This is a genomic window from Leptospira bandrabouensis, assembly GCF_004770905.1.
Classification (GTDB): Bacteria; Spirochaetota; Leptospiria; order Leptospirales; family Leptospiraceae; genus Leptospira_A; species Leptospira_A bandrabouensis.
Map to the genome: position 1 here is coordinate 282,683 of NZ_RQHT01000015.1, position 17,259 is coordinate 299,941.

Sequence of the window (17,259 nt, forward strand, 5' to 3'; positions counted from 1 at the left end):
TCTATCTTTCGACAGATTCAATCAAAAGACGAAGTTCGTCTGCAGCAGACTCCCTTCCTGTTTTTTCATAATACAATTCTAACTCACGAAGCCCATACACTGCGCCTGGAGCCGAACGTAAATGATCGAGTAACTCTCGTTTTTGATAGGATTCATTGAGATCAAGACTGGTAGGTTCATTTTGGTAGTTGTTTTGTTCGATCACAACACCAGCACTGTCATTTCCCGCAAGAGTTGGCTCTTGGGAATTGCGGCTAGCGAGAACAAACACAAGGCTGATTGCCATTACAGCAGAAAACGAATATTGAACGGTTCTGTTTTCGATCAAATCGCGGAAGGTGAAGGAGATCTTTTGGTTGGGTTTGTCAAAGGTGACGGACTCTAAGAGATTCAGGAGGCGGGTGTCGAAGTCTTCTGACATTCGAGGAAGGATGGTGTCTTCCTTTTCCTTTACCTTTTGGAAAAGAGAACAAATCTTATTTTCCAAAACCACATTGTCTGTCTCTTCAGAAAAGAGACCCGGATATTGTGAACGAAACCAATCTTTTAAACTCATAAACTTATTTTTCAAAGAACCCTTCTCCTTTTTCGTCTTTCTGGATGAGGTGCTTCAAAAACTCCTTGGCCTTGAAGAGACGACTCTTAACCGTACCTACATTACATTCCATGATTTCGGCAATTTCGTTATACGAAAGATTTTCGAAATAACGAAGTTCCAAAACTTGTTTGTAGGAATCTTCTAAGAGTGCAATCTTATCCATTAGATAACGAGACTCTTCAGAAAGTTCCAATTTTTTTTCATATCCGACACGAGAATCCACAAATTGGTTCTCTCCCGAGTCATCCATGGGTTTTTCCCTACCTCTTTTCTTCTTGGCAAGTAAATCCTTGGACTTATTTACCACAATGCGGTAGAGCCAGGTATAAACACCTGCCTCCGCACGGAAGTTTTGGATGGATTTATAACCAGAAATCAGGGCGTCTTGGACAATATCCTCCGCATCATCTCCATCTTTTACCATGGAAACAGCTTTGCGGAACAATCGTTCTCGAAATGGGGACACTAAGGTCATGTAGGCAGTCGGATCCCCTGCTTTGATTTTTTGGAGGAGGATTTTTTCCTTCTCCCGCAGGGTCATATTTTTGCCTTCTAGGGGGCGTGGCATGAGGCCTAGAATTTCGAATCCGAGAATTCTATCAATGTTTTTCGGTTCTTTCTTCTGGCTTAGATCCTATGAAACATGGTTTCTAAGTCTTTTCTTGTGAGTTTGATAAGAGTGGGCCGACCGTGGGGACAAAGGGAAGGGTTTTCACAATACGACAATCTTTGTAAAAGTTCTCCAATGATGGGATCAGAGACCTGGTCTCCTTTTTTGATGGCCGAACGACAGGCCACACATTTGGCCATTTCATCATAGAGTTCTTTGTCTTCTGGGTCTTTTTGTTTGAACCTTTCCCATAAATCCAAAATGGTTTCGGTTTCTTTTCCTGGATCAATATAAGATGGGACTTCCCGGATGAGAATGGTTCCTCCCGAAAATGGTTCGAGAGTGATTCCTAGTTCGGAAAACCTATGTTTTTCTTCTAACATCTCTTCGGCTTCTTCTTTTGTGAGTTCCAACCGAATGGGTGTAAGTAGGCTTTGGGATTTATAGGCTTTGGATTTTAGGTCACGCAAAACTTCTTCATAACGAATCCTTTCGTGGGCCGTATGTTGGTCGATGATATAAAGTCCATCCTCGGCTTCGGCTAAGATAAAGGTCTCAAATAAAACCCCGTAGTGTTTTTTCGGGACAAACAAATTGTGTTTGGTAAGATTCTCACCTAATAAATGCAAGTTGGTTCCAGCACCGATACCTTCTAGAGAATACCCTTGCCTTCCTTCAATGGAACTAGGACCAATCAGAGTTTCCCCTTCGGTTTGGAGATTGCCAAACATCCCTTGCCCCATTTGATTCAAGCCAAATCCAGGGCCACCAAAGCCTGTGCCAAAAGAGGATTCCCCTCCTCGGTTTTCATAAGGAATGGGCATGGAAAGCCTTCGGCGCATTTCTAAAAATTCCACAGGGGTCGAGGTTCGTAAAACTTCTGTGATCCCTTGGAAAAGAATTCCTGTAATGGTTTCTTCCGATAAAAACCGAACTTCCTTTTTCTGTGGGTGGACATTCACATCCACAAATTCACGAGGCAGATCAAAGAATAAAAAGGCATAGGGAAAGGCACCACTGGGAAGGAGTTCTCCATAACAACGTTTGAGAATTTGTGCCGAAAACTTTAATTCCACAGAACGGTTGTTCACAAAGAAAAATTGTCCCGTGCGAGAAGATTTATAAAAATCAGGATGGGAGATCCAACCACGAAGGGTCATACCGTTGCGACTGGAATTCACCGCCAAAAGATGGTCTCTGAGATTTTCACCATAAACAGATAACACTCGTTCTAGGCCGTCTTCGGGAACCACATTCAAAACTTCTTTTCCGTTTTGCAAATACCGAAACCCAATACTCGGTTCCGAGACTGCCATCGTTTGGACACGTGCCCTGTTTTTTTTCTCTTCCCCGGTTTCCGTTTTTAAAAATTTCCGTCTAACAGGCGTATTATAAAATAAATCTTTGATTTCAATTTTGGTTCCCAGAAAAAAAGGAATCTCTTCTTCTTTTACGATTTTTCCTTCTTCCACTGTCACACGGTAAGCGGTGCGATTTCCCTCAGTCCCCGATTCCAAAACCATCCGCGATACAGAGGCAATGGATGCCAGAGCTTCACCCCGAAATCCGAAAGTGAAAAGATGTTCTAAGTCATGGAAATCTTGGATTTTGGAAGTGGCATAACGTTTGATGGCAAGAGGTAAGTCTTCTTTTTGGATTCCGTGTCCATTGTCGGAAACAAGGATCCGACCAAACCCAGCAGAATCGGTTGCAATTTCAATTTTGGTGGCACCGGCATCGATGGAATTTTCGATGAGTTCTTTGAGAATGGAATGTGTGGACTCAATCACCTCACCGGCGGCAATTTGGTTGATTAAGTCCGCCGAGAGTGAATGAATGATGCCCATAGGACAATCATGGGATAGGGAACCTCCCTATCCAGAAAAAATTACAGAGAATGACAAGAAGAACAGGTTCCTGTCACCACGATGTCCACGTGTTTGACTTGGAAACCTAGGCTCTGCAAATCTGCATCATCACTGAGTTTTAGAGGAGCCACATCCAATACCTTCCCACATTCAGTGCAGAGTAAATGCGAATGATCATCCAAAAAGGCATCGTAACGAACGGAATCCGACTCGATATTGAGTTTGTTTACCATTTTATGTTCTACTAAGTATTCCAAGGAATTGTAAACAGTGGCAAAACTAATTTTATCAGCCTTTCCCCTTACCGATTCAAAAACCATCTTTGCTGTCGGGTGGTCTTTTCTTTCTCTTAGGTCGTTAAAAATAAGTTCTCTGTGTTTTGTGAGTGCTTTCATACCTTTGCCTTACCCCTAAATCATTCGCAAATTATCAAAGGGTCAAATGGAATTTAGTTTTTAGAATCCTTCCAGAAATTGATATTTGTCAATACGGAGGCTTTATGCCGGCATCGATAGACCAATTTAAATCTTCACTTTCACGTTGGGCCAGTGGCGTTTCTGTGATCACTTATGAATCCAAAGAGAAAAAAGGAGGAGTTACCGTTTCTAGTTTTTCTTCTGTTTCCTTAGAACCACCGTTAGTTTTATTCTGTTTGGCCAAAAATTCCAGTGCCAAAGAAAGCATCGAAAAAGCAGGAAACTTCGTGGTGAATATTCTTTCTTCCGAACAAAAACAAATTTCCGCTGATTTTGCTTCTGGTTCCCTGGACAAAGCGGTTGTTTTGGAAGGATTAAAACCAGGAACCCTCTCCACCGGAGCTCCAGTTTTACCGGATTCGTTGGCCTCACTTGACTGTTCAGTGAACCAAACCATCGATGCGGGAGACCACTGGATTTTCATTGGTCTTGTGGAAGCGGTAGCAACTCGGGAAGGTTCTCCCCTCCTCTATTTCAATCGCAATTATAGGGAACTTGTTTAAGGAATCAGTATGGAAAAAGAGAAAGTTAGTCTGGAAGATGCAAAAGAACACGGACTTACGGAAACTGAATTTGTAGAGATCCAAAAGATCTTAGGAAGAATGCCCAACTCCACGGAGCTTGGAATCTTCTCCGCCATGTGGTCGGAACACTGCTCTTATAAAAATTCAATTTTAAAATTAAAAACCCTTCCCACAAAGTCGGATAAACTCCTCGCTCAAGCGGGGGAAGAAAATGCCGGAGCCATGGATATCGGCGACGGACTTGCCGTTGTCTTCAAAATCGAAAGTCACAACCATCCAACCGCCGTAGAACCTTACCAAGGTGCCGCCACTGGTGTTGGTGGGATCATGCGAGATATTTTTACGATGGGAGCTCGTCCCATCACTTCACTCAACTCACTTAGGTTTGGTGACCCGAAAGAACCACGTAACAAGTATTTACTCACTCGTGCCGTCAAAGGAATCGGCGACTATGGCAACTCTCTTGGGATTGCTGTGGGTGGTGGGGAACTATTCATCCATCCGACATTCACTAAAAATCCGCTTGTGAATGCCATGACTGTGGGAATTGCTCGCCACGACCAAATGGCTTCTGCCTCTACCAAAGGAAAAGTAGGATACAAAGTGTACATCGTAGGTGCCACTACGGGACGCGATGGAATCCACGGTGCCAGTTTTGCCTCCAAAGACCTAACGAAAGAATCCGAAGAAAAAAGATCCGCAGTACAAGTCGGTGATCCCTTTATGGAAAAACTTCTGATGGAAGCATCCCTCGAAGCCATCCAAAAGAACCTCCTTGTGGGAATCCAAGATATGGGTGCTGCGGGAATTTCTTGTGCCACTTCGGAGATGAGTGCCAAAGGAAAAACCGGAATGGATGTGGACTTAGACAAAGTTCCTCTCCGTGAATCGGATATGAACGCTTATGAAATTATGCTCTCCGAATCCCAAGAACGAATGTTAGTCATTCCAGAAACGGGAAAGGAAGAAGAACTCGTTTCTATTTTTCATAAATGGGGACTGAATGCCGTCGAGATTGGAACGGTTACCGGTGACGGAATCCTTCGCATTAGAAAGGACGGAAAACTCAAAGCAGAAATTCCTGCTGACTCACTGGTCCTTGGTGGTGGTGCTCCGCGTTACGTGAGAGAAGAAAAAAGACCGACTTACCTCGATGAGGTGACAAAGTTTGATCCAACAAAAATAAATGACTTATCCAAAGACACGGTTTCCCAAACTCTAAATACCCTGCTTTCTTCTTTAAATATCAGTTCGAGAAGACCTCTTTATGAACAGTATGATACGGAAGTGGGACTTGTGAAAGTGGTAGAACCAGGCGAAGACGGTGGCCTTGTACGCATTCCTGGAACTAAAAAAGGAATTGCTGTCGCCACAGACTGTAACTCGCGTTACACGTATCTTAATCCTTACGAAGGGGCACAATTTGCGGTTTGTGAATCGGCAAGAAACGTGGCATCTACGGGTGCAGAACCTTATGGGGTCACAAACAACCTAAACTTCGGAAACCCTTACATCCCAGAAAACTATTATATCTTTAGCGAATGTGTGCGCGGGCTTGGGGATGCCTGTCGTTTCCTTGGTCTTCCTGTCACTGGTGGAAACGTATCTTTCTACAATGAATCGCCAGAAGGACCTGTGTTCCCAACACCTACCATTGGTATGGTGGGAGTGATTGATGATGTGGCAAAAGGCCTTCATACTTACCCTCGAACCCAGGAAGAAGTTTTGTATGCCCTTGTCGGTGAATTCCAACCTACAATTTCCGCTTCCGAATACCTTTACCGTTTTCATGGTCTAGACACGGGGAAAATTCCAAACATTTCTCTGGCAAAAGAAAAAGCTACCATTGACACACTTATCTCTTGCCGCAAAGAAGGACTCCTCACTTCCGCCAAAGACCTGTCACTCGGTGGACTTCTTGTGGCTCTGGCAAAAATTGTGATTTCTGGAAATAAAGGGTTGGAAGTAAACCTAGAAGAACTGCAAAAAAGATTCAAACGTCTCGACGAACTTTGTTTTGGTGAAACAGGTGCATCCTTTGTGATCAGTTTCCTTGCTGCAGACGAAGAGAAAGTCAAAGCAAAATATACCCAAGCGGGACTTGGTTTTACAACGTTAGGTAAATCCAATTCCAAATCCTCTCTTTCTGTCAAAGGAAACGGATTCCAATGGGAATGGACGACTAAGTCCTTAGAAGCAGAATTTGAATCCGGCCTAAAAGCTTATTTCGAATAGACAAAACTAAATTTTTCACAAGGATAGGCCGAATGCGCCTATCCTTCTATTCTTATGTTTTATTATTACTTTGTATCCAATGTACAAGTATCGCCAAACGACAAGAATATGAAGACTCCCTCCGTGCTTACAAAAAAGCCAATTTAGAAAATGCCATAAGTTACCTTCCGACCGAAGAAAAAAAAGGTTTTATTGCTGTTCTCGAAAAGGCCCATTTAGGATTTTTAAATGGCGAAACTAACTACAAAACTCTAGAAAAATTAGCTGAAGAAAGTAAAGACCGGCTTCGTTTCAGTGCCTCAAGATCTCTAAAATCTTTTTTCTATATGGAATCAGAGGAAGGATACTACGCCTCTGAAGCAGAAATCATCTATCTACATATCCTTCTTGGATTGTATTATGTAAGGGCGGGTGAATTTGATAAAGGAAAAGTCCAAGCACGTTTTGCCGGGAATTTGCTTAGTGGGGAGTGGAGTGCCGAAGGCCAATTTGATGACCCCACCTTACGCCTATTACTTGCCTCTCTTTGGCTCTCCACGGGTTCCATTGATGAGGCAAAGGTTGATTTTAGAAAAGCAAGCCAACTCAAACCCCAATCGGCCGCCCTTCGAGCCATGGCAAACGATAATTACAACAAAAACGAAGAATTCATTTTGATTTTTGGTGGTCCTGGTGCCGAACCAGAAATGGATCCGTCGGTGAATCTTAACTTCCTCCGTGGGTTAAGGAATCTTAAATTCCGCCAAACCGGGAAACAGTCTCAACTCGCAATCATCGACGGTGTAGGAAAAACAAATCTCTCTTTAGAAAAAGATACCTTGGGCTGGTATGAAAGACACCTAACGCGCGATAATGCAATTTCCGAACTCATCGAAGATTCTAAATACTTTCAACTGGTTTCGGCCAGTGCCTTAAAAGAAGGAACCAAGGGAACTGTCAAAGTGACAGGAGCGATCCTTGCCGGTGCTACGATCGTGGCCCTGGGTGCCGGTGTTGTTTATTTAGGAGTCGAAGCAAATTCGAGTGAACTTGGTGCCATTGGGATTGCTATCATGATCACCGGAGTCCAATTGGGTGCAGAGTGGATTGAAAGATCTTACGATGATGCAAGAAGGAACATGAGAAAAGATTTAGATATTTCTGATGAATACCGTTTTGTCCGTTTTTTTCCAGAATATGTTTGGATCGGAAAATCAAAGTCGGGCCTAGTTTCACCAAAACTTCAGGTGAGACCAGATAACTTACCTTATACGTTAAGTCCTGCTATGGGAAAAGTAAAAGTTCGTTTTGGTTTTTTCCCAGACAATCAAAGGCCATAACCTTCCACTTTACTTGTTTTTAAAAAATTGGTTTGTTCTGACCAAACAATTTGATTGGTTTCCATACTCACAAGAAATAGTGTCACGGTGATGTATTGGATGCGAGACCCAGATTCGAAATTTACTACTTCATTGATTTCACCTTTAATCTTATGAGAAGGTGACTTAAACCTTCCTACCACCAAACGAGAATCAGACGAAACCATCCCGGTTTTCCCAAATGCCATCTCGACACTTGCCTCCTCACGGATGGACGTATCCACAAAAGGAACCTTATCTTTTGTGAGTTGGTTTAAAATTTCATTACTGATGAGTTTTGTATCAATATGTTCTGAGGTGGAATTTTGAATTGCCTTCCATTCCAAATACCCAGTTTTTAAATCGGACTTATAATAGTTGGATAAGGAATGGCTCATACTGCGAGCCGTTTCTTTGACTTCCAAAACTCCCCACTGTTTGGTGGGCTTGGCTTTGTCTATTTGTTGGTAGGAAACAGAGGAGCAGCTAACAAACAAAAACGAAATGAAGATAAAAAAGAATAAAAGGCGCATTGGGGAGAGTTTGGTGGGGGTTCGGGAGTTTGGCAAGAAAGAATGTGCGAATATAGTATCCCCGCCCGATCTGAGGGTGGGGAACTAGACCCGCCACCCAATGGTTCACACTTACCACAGAAGGCCCAAACTTACCATCCCATTTGAGACCGACAAAAAAATTACTGCAAAAAGTTCATACTTTGGCCCACACCCTTTTTTCCTTGGTTTGGGGGCGCCTCCGCTCTGTTAGTGGAGTGAACTCCCATCAAAATGGACCGGGCTACTCCGGGGTCCGCTTTTAGCTCCCGTCCTTTGCCGGTTCCCGCCAAAGGACCAAGCCCTCCATATCCCTGGCGCGGGAAGAATCTAATCCAATTCAGAAAATTGTCGCCCCCCACCCCAAATATTGTCTTGAAACTTTCCTTTCGTTTACGATACTTCTGGATTAAATTATGAGTAAATTTCTAATTCGTTTTAGTTTCTTCCTGATCCTGCTTGCCCTTTTGTTTGCTGGTTACACTTGGCTCACTCTCCAATGGAGTTACTCGGAGGGAGACCGTGCCGGATACATCCAAAAACTTTCCAAAAAAGGTTGGATTTGCAAAACTTGGGAAGGGGAAATGGCCCTTGTGACAATGCCAGGAACAATGACAGAAAAGTTTTTCTTCAGTGTTCGGGATGAAGCCATTGCAGAACAACTGAATCGATCCATTGGCAAACGAGTTGTTTTGGAATACGAAGAACATGTGGGAGTTCCCTTTAGTTGTTTTGCTGAAACAAGTTACTTCGTGACCGGAATCAAAACCGTCCAAGAAGTTCCTCCTCTCTAAGTCCCTATCCTTTATTCGTCAGAGGCCCACAAGGCCTCTAGAGAAGTCCTATTCCTTAGATTGCCAAATTCTCCCGTCTCAATAGTGATTCCTTACTAGATAAATTACACTTTACATATTTTTACTATACATACAAATAGTAAACATGGATCTCACGGAACAATCTCAAGTTTCAACCAATGTCTACGAACCCATTCAGAATTGGAACCAGAGGGATTTAGGTTTACTGACCGGAGAGAGAGGGATGTACCGCCTCGCTCATTTTTGGCAATATGCTCTGGTTTGTTCTGGGTTTCAAGTTTTCAACCTAGACTGTGCCATTCGCTTCAACCCCTTCACCATTGCTGAAGAAACCAGAAAACAATATTTACAACCAGAACCGTTTTTAGAACAAATTAAAGTCCAAAGAGCTTTTACACCCTATCAAATCTTAGATGCCCTAAAAATCATCCTTAGCACAAAAGAAGAAAACACCATTTACTTTCTGTTAGCTCCCTGCAAACAATTTTTGGATGGGGATGTCAAAGAAGACGAAGGCCTGTTTTTATTAAACTTGATGTTACAATTGATTGAAAAATTTCCTAACGAAAATGTTCCCCTACTCATCATCGAATCCTGGACCTATTCCCACAAAAACTTTCAAATCTTTTTTCCCAAACTACTACGCACCACACAAAACCTCTGGGAATTAAAAACAGACAAAGGCCTTTCTCGCATTCGTACAAGAAAAACTTCAATCACAGGAATATAATATGGGAAGAACCATTGCCCCCTATTCTCGCCAGATGTTACAAATAGAAGAGAACTTATCAGACTTTCGAAGGTCTCTCCGCAAACAAGACCAAGAAATCTTCGATGATCTCATCAGAATCTCCAAATTACAGGTGCAAGCTGGTGTTATGGCTTCATTGCCATACCCCATTGACTCGATGATCCTATCCATGCTCATCGATTTAAAAAAGGAAATAAACGAAATTAAGAAAGGCCTAAAAAAAATCCCAGACCAGTAACCACGATAAAACAAAAAGATTATGGAAACATTCAAAGGTTACCTGTTTGATATCTACCACTCCGAACAAAAAATTTACCTTTGGTTAAGGTCTCTTGAAGGAGAGCTAAGATTATTCTCCGATGAGTTTTTACCAACAATCTATATTGACGCACCCCAAAACATTCTCCAAAAGTTAGTCAAACGATTCTATGAGTTGGATGCCTTAGCAGAAATTCCAACCTTTGTGGAGAAACAACTGTTTTATGAAAATAGAACAGTTTCTGTTCTAAAATTAGTAATCTCCAAACCACAACTCTTACCAAAAATCACCCAAAAACTTTTTTATCTCTATGGAAAATACGATATCTACCACTCGGATATAGAAATTACCACGGGTTATATGGTAGAAAAAGAAATTTACCCACTGGCATATTTAGAAGTCAGCTATGAAACAAAAAATGCGTTAAACCAAATCAAAAACATTCAATGTTTCACAAATATCACAGACTTAGATTACGAAATCCCAAACTTCAGAACTGTTTCCCTTTACCTAGAAAAAAGCCACAGGATTCCTCTTGGGAATAATACACTTATTGTAGAAACTCATTCCGACAAGTACAAACTACCCACAAATGATTCTAAAAACTTAATCCAAAAATTAAATCAAATCTTCATAAAACATGATCCAGATATTGTTCTCACAGCCTACGGAGATCAAATCCTATTTCCTTATCTCTTCAAAACTTCACAAGACAACCAACTAACAACAGAATTTGATAGAGATAAAACAAGCACAATCAGACGTTCCATACAAACACAAGGGACTAGCTTCAACACCTACGGAACCATCGTATTCAGAGCTCCCAGCTATCCACTTTTTGGTCGCTGGCATATTGATTCAAAAAACGGTTTTGTCTATAAAGAAGCCGATCTTATGGGAATCATTGAACTGGCTCGAATCTCTCGTTTACCAATCCAAAAAATGGCAAGAGCATCCACAGGAAAAGCTCTCACTTACATTGAAGTCGATGTGGCCTTAAGAATGAACTATCTTGTTCCTTGGCAAAAAAGTGCCTTAGAAGCCCCAAAAACAGCATTGGATCTTTTAAACGCCGACAAAGGTGGGTTAGTTTTTCAAGCAGACATTCAAAACGGATTTGTATTAGAAAATGTAGCTCAATTAGATTTTTCTCAAATGTATCCCAACGTAATGGTGACACACAATATATCTCCCGAAACCATCAATTGTTTATGTTGCCAAGATGATTTCGAAATCGAAAGAGTTCCTTCCCTTGGATACAGAATCTGCAAAAAAAGAAACGGAGTTGTTTCTTTGGCACTAGCACACATCATCGAACGTAGGACTCATTACAAAAAACAAATCAAAGACAAAAACATTATCAATAAACATTACATCGAACAAAAACAATCCAGTTTAAAATGGATGCTGGTTACCTCTTTCGGTTATTTGGGTTACCGGAATGCAAAATTCGGAAAACTAGAAAGTCATGAAGCTGTCACCGCTTTCGGAAGAGAAAAATTACTCATGGCAAAAGAAATTGCAGAAAACCACGGTTACAACTTAGTACATGCCATTACCGATTGTATCTTCATTCAAAAAAAAGACAAATCTCCCATTAACGAAAAGAACCTCTTAGAAATTTGTGAAACGATAAAACAAAAAACAAAGATAACAATGGATGTGGAAGGTATCTTCTCTTGGTTATCTTTTCCACCATCCACTCAAGATAAAAAAATGCCAGTTGCCAACCGTTATATGGGAAGGTTCATCAGCGGCCACTTCAAAGGAAGGGGAATTGCCATTCGAAGAAAAGACTATCCTCGTTACATAAAAGCAGCACAAGATGAAATGATTCGATGGATGTGTCAGTTTGAAACCATAGCAGAAATGCAGTCACGTGAAGAAGAAATTTTAGAAATCTTCAAAAAATTTGACACCCCTCTTTCAAAAGGAGAAGTTCACTGGAAGGATCTCCTTATCCTCAGATCCACATCTCAAGATCCAGAGGGTTATAGTGTCGATGCCCCGAGCGCAGTGGCAGTCAAGGATCTTTTAGAAATGGGAATTCATGTCCAAGCTGGAGAAAAAATACGTTATTTGGTAGTAAATAAAAAGTCGGAAAGAAAAGGAGAAAGATACAAAACAGAAGAAAGAATAGAAACAAAAAACCAGACAAACATCCTGATCTACGACAAAAATCACTACCGAAAATTATTACTTTCCTCGTTTAAAGAAATCTGGATAAGCATCGCGACTTTCAATAACTTTAATGAACTCATTAGCGACGAACCGTTATTACCATTTCAATTTTAGAACCAAACAAAAGAAAAATAAAATTCATTACAATATGCAAATTTACTTTTATTGCATGAATTGAAAAAAAAATCACAAAATACAAAATAAAAAAAGCATGTTAGATGAGAATTTCTAAGGCCTCTTTAAAAAACGTTTGCACTCACCCAATTACAAAAAAGACTCAGATTCGTTTTTCACCTACTGGGACTCAGGGGGCGGAGCTATGCCCTAACCCATGATAACGGGAAATGATTTTCCCAAAAAATCTCACTCAAGAAAAGAAAAAATTATGTCACATAAGAAATCCCAATAATCGAAATAGCGGAAAATTATAGCAATTACACAAATAAACGAACAACAGATATCAAACCTAATCAAAGAATATACGAAATTCGAATAATTGCTTAATCAAGAAAGAAACTTACAATACAGAGATCAGCCGCCCAGTGGAATAAACGAACAACCGATAAACAAACATAAAATGCACCAAAAATAAATGCATTTATAGTTCGTTATGCGTAATTGCTAAAAATCTGACCTATCAAAAAAAACGTCGCTTTATTATATTTATTAGAGCAAAATTTAAACAAAAGGAATTTAAATGAAACGAATAACCAATTTTTTTCTGAGCATATTTTTTAGTTTAACAAGCTTGTCAGCCAAAACCACTACAGCCACAAAAAACACATCCGTAGAAACACAAACCGATATTACAACATTAATATTTTATATAATAATTATTCCTACAATTATCTTAATTGTAATTTCATGGATCTTAGTTAAAAAAAATAAGTGTGTAATATTCTATGGAAGAAATGATCAATTAAACTCGTTTCTAACTTTCCCAGTGCCAGTAATCGCATACTTTTTAGTAACTTTAATTCTTAACTTCTTCAAAATTAATGAAACTTTTAAATTCTATATACCAATAATCACCGGATCCAGTATATTTTTTTATGGAATGTATTATCTCATAAGGAATGCAATTTTATTTAACACAAATCAAAAAATATATATTCCATTTGTAATTTTTATGAAAATTTACATAGGTTTTATCGTAGGTTTTGCTTTCGCTATCTCTGCAATAAGCTGGGGAACAAATTTGAGAAATATCAGCCAAAGCAATAGAGATTGGATTTGGCTAATAAGATGGATTTCTTCATTAATTGGAATAATATTTATGTTTATAACTCATATCTTAACAACATATCCCGAGGAAGAGATGAATTCTGAATCTTTTATTTTGCCATTTGGACGTACACATTCAAAATTATAAAACTAAGATTTAGCAACTACGCATAACAGCGACTTTCCGCTACGCTTCGGCACAAGGCCTCGCTCGGGCTACGCCAAATTGTCCTCCTGGCATTCACCTTGCTTACGCAAGCTACATGCCAGTCCCTAACGTCCCTTCGGGACTCAGGGTCGGACAACTTCGGAAAGTCTAGTTCGTTATGCGAAAGTCATGAAAAAATTCTGAAAAAAAATGAATAAAATAATATTTTTAATCTTAGTACTAAACTTTCCTATATTTTCCCAGGAAAATTTTACTGTTAATGCAAATACACTAAGAGTTAGAAATTTACCTTCATCAAATTCGGAAATTGTTGGAAAATTAAATAAAGGAATTGAAGTAACAATAATATCAAAATCTGACAAATTTGAGGAGATAAATGGAATAATTTCAGAATGGATTGAAGTTCAAACTATAGATAAAACTCAAAAGGGATATATTTTTGGAGCATATCTTGAATCTAAAAAAAATCCAAATCCCTTTACGAAATGTTTTAAAAATAAAAAGGGAATAACAATATTCTTAAATAACGGTAAATCTATCCTCTTAAAAAATGGATTACCAAAAAATGATGAAGACCCACAAGAATTCATCCAATTTAATAACTGTACATTTTACAAAGATTTAGATTCCGTAGTAATTGAATACTCAATGCATGAAGGTGGAGGTAATGAAATATATAATCTAAAAAATGGAAAATTTATCCAAATTTGGGGACATCCAATATTTTCAAAAAATAAAAAATATTTCGCGTGTTTTTCCGCCGATATTGAAGTTGAATTTTATCCAAATGGTATTCAAATTTACCAACTTAATCTTACTCCAATAAAAGAATTTGAATATGAATTCGAATCTTCAGATATGAATAAAAATTTCCAACCAACTGATCTTGAATGGACTTCGGAAGATTCGATTAAAGTAATTCTAAAAAATATTGATTTAACTAAAACTAAAATAGTAAATTTTCAAAAAACTGATAAAAAATGGAAAATAATCAATAAACCATGACCTTCGCATAACAGCGACTTACCGCTGCGCTTCGGGACGAGCCCTCGCTCGGCCTGCGGCAAATTCCCCTTCTGGCATTCGCCTTGCGTTCGCAAGCTACATGCCAGTCCCTAACGTCCCTTCGGGACTCAGGGGCGGGGAACTTCGGTAAGTCTAGTTCGTTATACGCAAGGCTGAAAATTCAATGAAAAACATGAAAACAAAAATATTAATTATTACCCTGTCTTCTTTAACCATATACAGTCTTCTCTTTTGTGCAGTTGAATATTATTTTGACAGAAAAATATCACTTTTGCACAGAATTGATGAAATGACATTTGCATCAATGACCGCAGATTATATCGAAAATAAACTTTTAGATTTACATCATACTTCTACCGACGGATCTGATAATAAATTTGTTTTAAAAATTATTTTTTCATTAAAAAATAAAAAACTTACAAAATTATCTGAACTTAAAAGTAAAGACTTATACAGAAGCGTTAAATTAATTTCTGATGAACATAAGGCTCTTTTTTTTGAAACAGGAAAATCTATAGATAATTTAGACGAAAAATATGGTATTTTAAATCAATTCATCGTAACAGAGTCGACCAATTTTTCAAAAGAATCAAATATCCATATTAAATACATTAGTCTTAAAAGTGTAATTCATAACGATAGTATTCTTGTTCTCAAAAAAAATAGAAATCTCATAGAGGGAATTGTAATCTATCAAGAACAAGCTAGCTTTAGAAATTTGTCCAATTACAATGAACTTTTCTTTATCATTAACTCAAATGATCATATTATTTATGAAAATGGATTTTCAAAATCAAAAAACTTTGCAAGAAAGACAGCTCAAAATATAATCAAGGAAATCAAAGATCTAGGATTTATTCAAATACAACGAGAAGTAGATGGATTTCTATTTCAAATTTGCCCAATAAAGAAATTTGGATTCTATTATGTAGAAGTCAAAGCTTTGGATAACCTTGATGTAGAAATGCATAAATTCAAAATGATATTTTCATTTTTATTCTTTATTTCATTTTTTGCTTCAGAAGCAATATTATTATTTGTTCTTACGCGAAAACAGCCCAGCGTATAACAGCGACTTACCGCTACGCTTCGGCACAAGGCCTCGCTCGGCCTTCGGCAAATTCCCTTTCTGTCACTCGTTTGCAGCAGCAAACTACGTGCCAGTCCCTAACGTCCCTCCGGGACTCAGGGTCAGGGAACTTCGGTAAGTCTAGTTCGTTAATTGCAATGTCCAAGAAAAAAGAATTTAAGATATTTTTGTTTCAAATTTTCGCTGAATGTTTTTATTCAAGGTTGGTGAAAAGAGAAATGAGAAAGACGAAGAAGTAAGAAAAGAAAGAATTGAAGAATTTTATTAACGCTTAATTTCTTTTATCGTCTTTCTCATTATTCACATTAATTTGCTATTTTCTAGCACAGTTCTGTTTTACTTTACTCTGTTTGGGATATTTCAGCGAAAATTGAGTTAAGAAATTAAAAAAAATTTATTTTAAGAGAATAGATTTAACTTCTTTACCTTCCTATACGAATTCTTTACTATTCATTGGACACTGCAATTAACAGCGACTAACCGCTGCGCTTCGGGACTAGCGCCCTCGCTTGGTCTGCGACACATAGGCTTCTGGCACTCCCCTTGCCTACGCAAGTGTCGTTCCAGTCCCTAACGTCCCGTCCGGGACTCAGGGCCAGCCTACGTCGGTTAGTCTAGTTCGTTATGCGACATGTGTTAAAAATTAAGAGATTAACCAAAAAATAATGTATTGACAAAAGGCACACATATATCTAACATTAAAAGTGTGATTTTCGATTGGGATAATGAAAAGAATAAAATCCTTTCTTTTCAAAGAAACATTTCGTTCGAAAGAATTGTGATCGAAATTGAAGCAGGGGCAATACTAGACATCTTAGAACATCCAAACAGCAAAAAATATCCAAATCAAATTATCTTAATAATTAATATTGATAATTATGCTTGGGTTGTTCCAACAATTGAAAATGAAACATCTTTCTTTCTAAAAACTGCTTACCCTTCCAGAAAACACACTAAAATCTATTTTCCAGAGGTAAAATTACATGAAAATTAAACTTACTGATGAAGAAAAAGAATTAGAATTATCTTTCGAAAGAAATGAATGGAAGTCCGTTTCTAATAGAAAAAGCTATTTAAATAAGTTTAAAATTGCTGCAAAAAATACTTTAGCCAAAGACAAAAGAATGAATATTCGAATTGCAGGAAAAGACATTCAATTATTAAAAACAAAAGCACTTGAAATTGGAATTCCATATCAAACTTTAGTTTCAAGTATATTACATCAATATGTTACTGGAAAACTCAAAGAACAATAACCTCTTACTAAGCTAAACACACGTCGCATAACAGCGGCTTACCGCTACGCTTCGGCACGAGGCCTCGCTCGGCCTACGGCAAATTCCCTTTCTGTCACTCGCTTGCAATCGCAAGCTACGTGCCAGTCCCTAACGTCCCTTCGGGACTCAGGGTCAGGGAACTTCGGTAAGTCTAGTTCGTTATACGTAATGACCCAAATCATATCTTTATGACTGTTTTGACATAGAAAAATAGGATACCAATGCAACACTTTCTGGACATCTTTGTGCATGGATATACAAGACATCT

General features: G+C 38.8%; 19 protein-coding genes. 13 read left to right on the forward strand and 6 right to left on the reverse strand.

Translation table 11 applies throughout. The features are described from left to right. Position 1: 1 nt before the first annotated feature. From EHR07_RS18910 to EHR07_RS18925, 4 genes are read right to left on the reverse strand one after another with little or no spacing between them, the layout of a single operon-like run. Positions 2–556 carry an LIMLP_12425 family protein gene (locus EHR07_RS18910; RefSeq protein ID WP_135746610.1) on the reverse strand — a complete coding sequence of 185 codons (555 nt, stop codon included), beginning with the start codon at positions 554–556 and terminating at the stop codon, positions 2–4. Positions 557–560: 4 nt separating this feature from the next. Continuing rightward, entirely contained in the window at positions 561–1,166 is a 606-nt protein-coding gene (locus tag EHR07_RS18915) for an RNA polymerase sigma factor (protein ID WP_409035750.1), read from the reverse strand. 59 nt (positions 1,167–1,225) lie between these two features. After that, the gene (mutL, locus tag EHR07_RS18920; RefSeq protein ID WP_135746586.1) at positions 1,226–3,055 is read right to left on the reverse strand and encodes a DNA mismatch repair endonuclease MutL; all 1,830 of its coding nucleotides are present in this window, start codon (positions 3,053–3,055) and stop codon (positions 1,226–1,228) included. 41 nt (positions 3,056–3,096) lie between these two features. Continuing rightward, positions 3,097–3,471 carry a Fur family transcriptional regulator gene (locus EHR07_RS18925; protein WP_135746587.1) on the reverse strand — a complete coding sequence of 125 codons (375 nt, stop codon included), beginning with the start codon at positions 3,469–3,471 and terminating at the stop codon, positions 3,097–3,099. A 104-nt stretch (positions 3,472–3,575) separates the two neighbouring features. Between EHR07_RS18925 and EHR07_RS18930 the strand changes: the two genes are divergently transcribed. The 3 genes from EHR07_RS18930 to EHR07_RS18940 are packed head-to-tail and all read left to right on the forward strand — an operon-like array spanning position 3,576 to position 7,630. Next, the gene (locus tag EHR07_RS18930) at positions 3,576–4,055 is read left to right on the forward strand and encodes a flavin reductase family protein (protein WP_135746588.1); all 480 of its coding nucleotides are present in this window, start codon (positions 3,576–3,578) and stop codon (positions 4,053–4,055) included. 9 nt (positions 4,056–4,064) lie between these two features. Beyond that, complete coding sequence (purL, locus tag EHR07_RS18935; protein WP_135746589.1) at positions 4,065–6,311, forward strand: phosphoribosylformylglycinamidine synthase subunit PurL; 2,247 nt, start codon at positions 4,065–4,067, stop codon at positions 6,309–6,311. 32 nt (positions 6,312–6,343) lie between these two features. Further along, positions 6,344–7,630: a hypothetical protein gene (locus EHR07_RS18940; RefSeq protein ID WP_135746590.1), complete on the forward strand. Its 1,287-nt coding sequence runs from the start codon at positions 6,344–6,346 to the stop codon at positions 7,628–7,630. On the opposite strand, the gene EHR07_RS18945 is transcribed toward EHR07_RS18940, so the two are convergent. Next, on the reverse strand, positions 7,618–8,046 hold the full coding sequence (locus tag EHR07_RS18945; protein WP_238753005.1) for a penicillin-binding protein activator LpoB: 429 nt from the start codon (positions 8,044–8,046) through the stop codon (positions 7,618–7,620). The two genes, EHR07_RS18940 and EHR07_RS18945, sit on opposite strands and share 13 nt — an antisense overlap. Between EHR07_RS18945 and EHR07_RS19295 the strand changes: the two genes are divergently transcribed. From EHR07_RS19295 to EHR07_RS18990, 10 genes are all read left to right on the forward strand, one after another. Then, positions 8,038–8,172, forward strand: coding sequence for a hypothetical protein (locus EHR07_RS19295; protein ID WP_275067128.1), 135 nt, complete (start codon positions 8,038–8,040; stop codon positions 8,170–8,172). The two genes, EHR07_RS18945 and EHR07_RS19295, sit on opposite strands and share 9 nt — an antisense overlap. A gap of 443 nt (positions 8,173–8,615) precedes the next feature. Beyond that, the gene (locus tag EHR07_RS18950; RefSeq protein ID WP_135746592.1) at positions 8,616–8,993 is read left to right on the forward strand and encodes a hypothetical protein; all 378 of its coding nucleotides are present in this window, start codon (positions 8,616–8,618) and stop codon (positions 8,991–8,993) included. A gap of 145 nt (positions 8,994–9,138) precedes the next feature. Then, complete coding sequence (locus EHR07_RS18955) at positions 9,139–9,744, forward strand: hypothetical protein (RefSeq protein ID WP_135746593.1); 606 nt, start codon at positions 9,139–9,141, stop codon at positions 9,742–9,744. Position 9,745: 1 nt separating this feature from the next. After that, positions 9,746–10,003, forward strand: a complete 258-nt coding sequence (locus EHR07_RS18960) for a DUF8156 family protein (protein WP_135746594.1) — start codon at positions 9,746–9,748, stop codon at positions 10,001–10,003. A gap of 21 nt (positions 10,004–10,024) precedes the next feature. Further along, positions 10,025–12,319, forward strand: coding sequence for a DNA polymerase domain-containing protein (locus tag EHR07_RS18965; RefSeq protein WP_135746595.1), 2,295 nt, complete (start codon positions 10,025–10,027; stop codon positions 12,317–12,319). Between the two features lie 583 nt (positions 12,320–12,902). Beyond that, the gene (locus EHR07_RS18970) at positions 12,903–13,577 is read left to right on the forward strand and encodes a hypothetical protein (RefSeq protein WP_135746596.1); all 675 of its coding nucleotides are present in this window, start codon (positions 12,903–12,905) and stop codon (positions 13,575–13,577) included. A gap of 210 nt (positions 13,578–13,787) precedes the next feature. Then, positions 13,788–14,603: an SH3 domain-containing protein gene (locus tag EHR07_RS18975; RefSeq protein WP_135746597.1), complete on the forward strand. Its 816-nt coding sequence runs from the start codon at positions 13,788–13,790 to the stop codon at positions 14,601–14,603. Positions 14,604–14,796: 193 nt separating this feature from the next. Continuing rightward, complete coding sequence (locus EHR07_RS18980; RefSeq protein ID WP_135746598.1) at positions 14,797–15,693, forward strand: hypothetical protein; 897 nt, start codon at positions 14,797–14,799, stop codon at positions 15,691–15,693. A 799-nt stretch (positions 15,694–16,492) separates the two neighbouring features. Continuing rightward, positions 16,493–16,708: a toxin gene (locus tag EHR07_RS18985; protein ID WP_409036297.1), complete on the forward strand. Its 216-nt coding sequence runs from the start codon at positions 16,493–16,495 to the stop codon at positions 16,706–16,708. Beyond that, positions 16,698–16,970 (forward strand): antitoxin, encoded by a 273-nt coding sequence (locus tag EHR07_RS18990; RefSeq protein ID WP_100729110.1) that lies wholly within the window; start codon positions 16,698–16,700, stop codon positions 16,968–16,970. The genes EHR07_RS18985 and EHR07_RS18990 overlap by 11 nt, the downstream gene beginning before the upstream one ends. Positions 16,971–17,014: 44 nt before the next feature. Here EHR07_RS18990 and EHR07_RS19135 read toward each other — a convergent pair. Continuing rightward, a partial coding sequence (locus tag EHR07_RS19135) for a hypothetical protein (protein ID WP_208739889.1) occupies positions 17,015–17,259 on the reverse strand: 245 nt, incomplete at its 5' end.

Coding starts and splice junctions, on each gene's coding strand:
- EHR07_RS18910 (WP_135746610.1), bottom strand. CDS start 556: ATGAGTTTAAAAGATTGGTTTCGTTCACAATATCCGGGTCTCTTTTCT.
- EHR07_RS18990 (WP_100729110.1), top strand. CDS start 16,698: ATGAAAATTAAACTTACTGATGAAGAAAAAGAATTAGAATTATCTTTC.
- EHR07_RS18925 (WP_135746587.1), bottom strand. CDS start 3,471: ATGAAAGCACTCACAAAACACAGAGAACTTATTTTTAACGACCTAAGA.
- mutL (WP_135746586.1), bottom strand. CDS start 3,055: ATGGGCATCATTCATTCACTCTCGGCGGACTTAATCAACCAAATTGCC.
- EHR07_RS18950 (WP_135746592.1), top strand. CDS start 8,616: ATGAGTAAATTTCTAATTCGTTTTAGTTTCTTCCTGATCCTGCTTGCC.
- EHR07_RS19295 (WP_275067128.1), top strand. CDS start 8,038: ATGGCTCATACTGCGAGCCGTTTCTTTGACTTCCAAAACTCCCCACTG.
- EHR07_RS18930 (WP_135746588.1), top strand. CDS start 3,576: ATGCCGGCATCGATAGACCAATTTAAATCTTCACTTTCACGTTGGGCC.
- EHR07_RS18980 (WP_135746598.1), top strand. CDS start 14,797: ATGAAAACAAAAATATTAATTATTACCCTGTCTTCTTTAACCATATAC.
- purL (WP_135746589.1), top strand. CDS start 4,065: ATGGAAAAAGAGAAAGTTAGTCTGGAAGATGCAAAAGAACACGGACTT.
- EHR07_RS18965 (WP_135746595.1), top strand. CDS start 10,025: ATGGAAACATTCAAAGGTTACCTGTTTGATATCTACCACTCCGAACAA.
- EHR07_RS18960 (WP_135746594.1), top strand. CDS start 9,746: ATGGGAAGAACCATTGCCCCCTATTCTCGCCAGATGTTACAAATAGAA.
- EHR07_RS18970 (WP_135746596.1), top strand. CDS start 12,903: ATGAAACGAATAACCAATTTTTTTCTGAGCATATTTTTTAGTTTAACA.
- EHR07_RS18945 (WP_238753005.1), bottom strand. CDS start 8,046: ATGAGCCATTCCTTATCCAACTATTATAAGTCCGATTTAAAAACTGGG.
- EHR07_RS18955 (WP_135746593.1), top strand. CDS start 9,139: ATGGATCTCACGGAACAATCTCAAGTTTCAACCAATGTCTACGAACCC.
- EHR07_RS18915 (WP_409035750.1), bottom strand. CDS start 1,166: ATGCCACGCCCCCTAGAAGGCAAAAATATGACCCTGCGGGAGAAGGAA.
- EHR07_RS18940 (WP_135746590.1), top strand. CDS start 6,344: ATGCGCCTATCCTTCTATTCTTATGTTTTATTATTACTTTGTATCCAA.
- EHR07_RS18975 (WP_135746597.1), top strand. CDS start 13,788: ATGAATAAAATAATATTTTTAATCTTAGTACTAAACTTTCCTATATTT.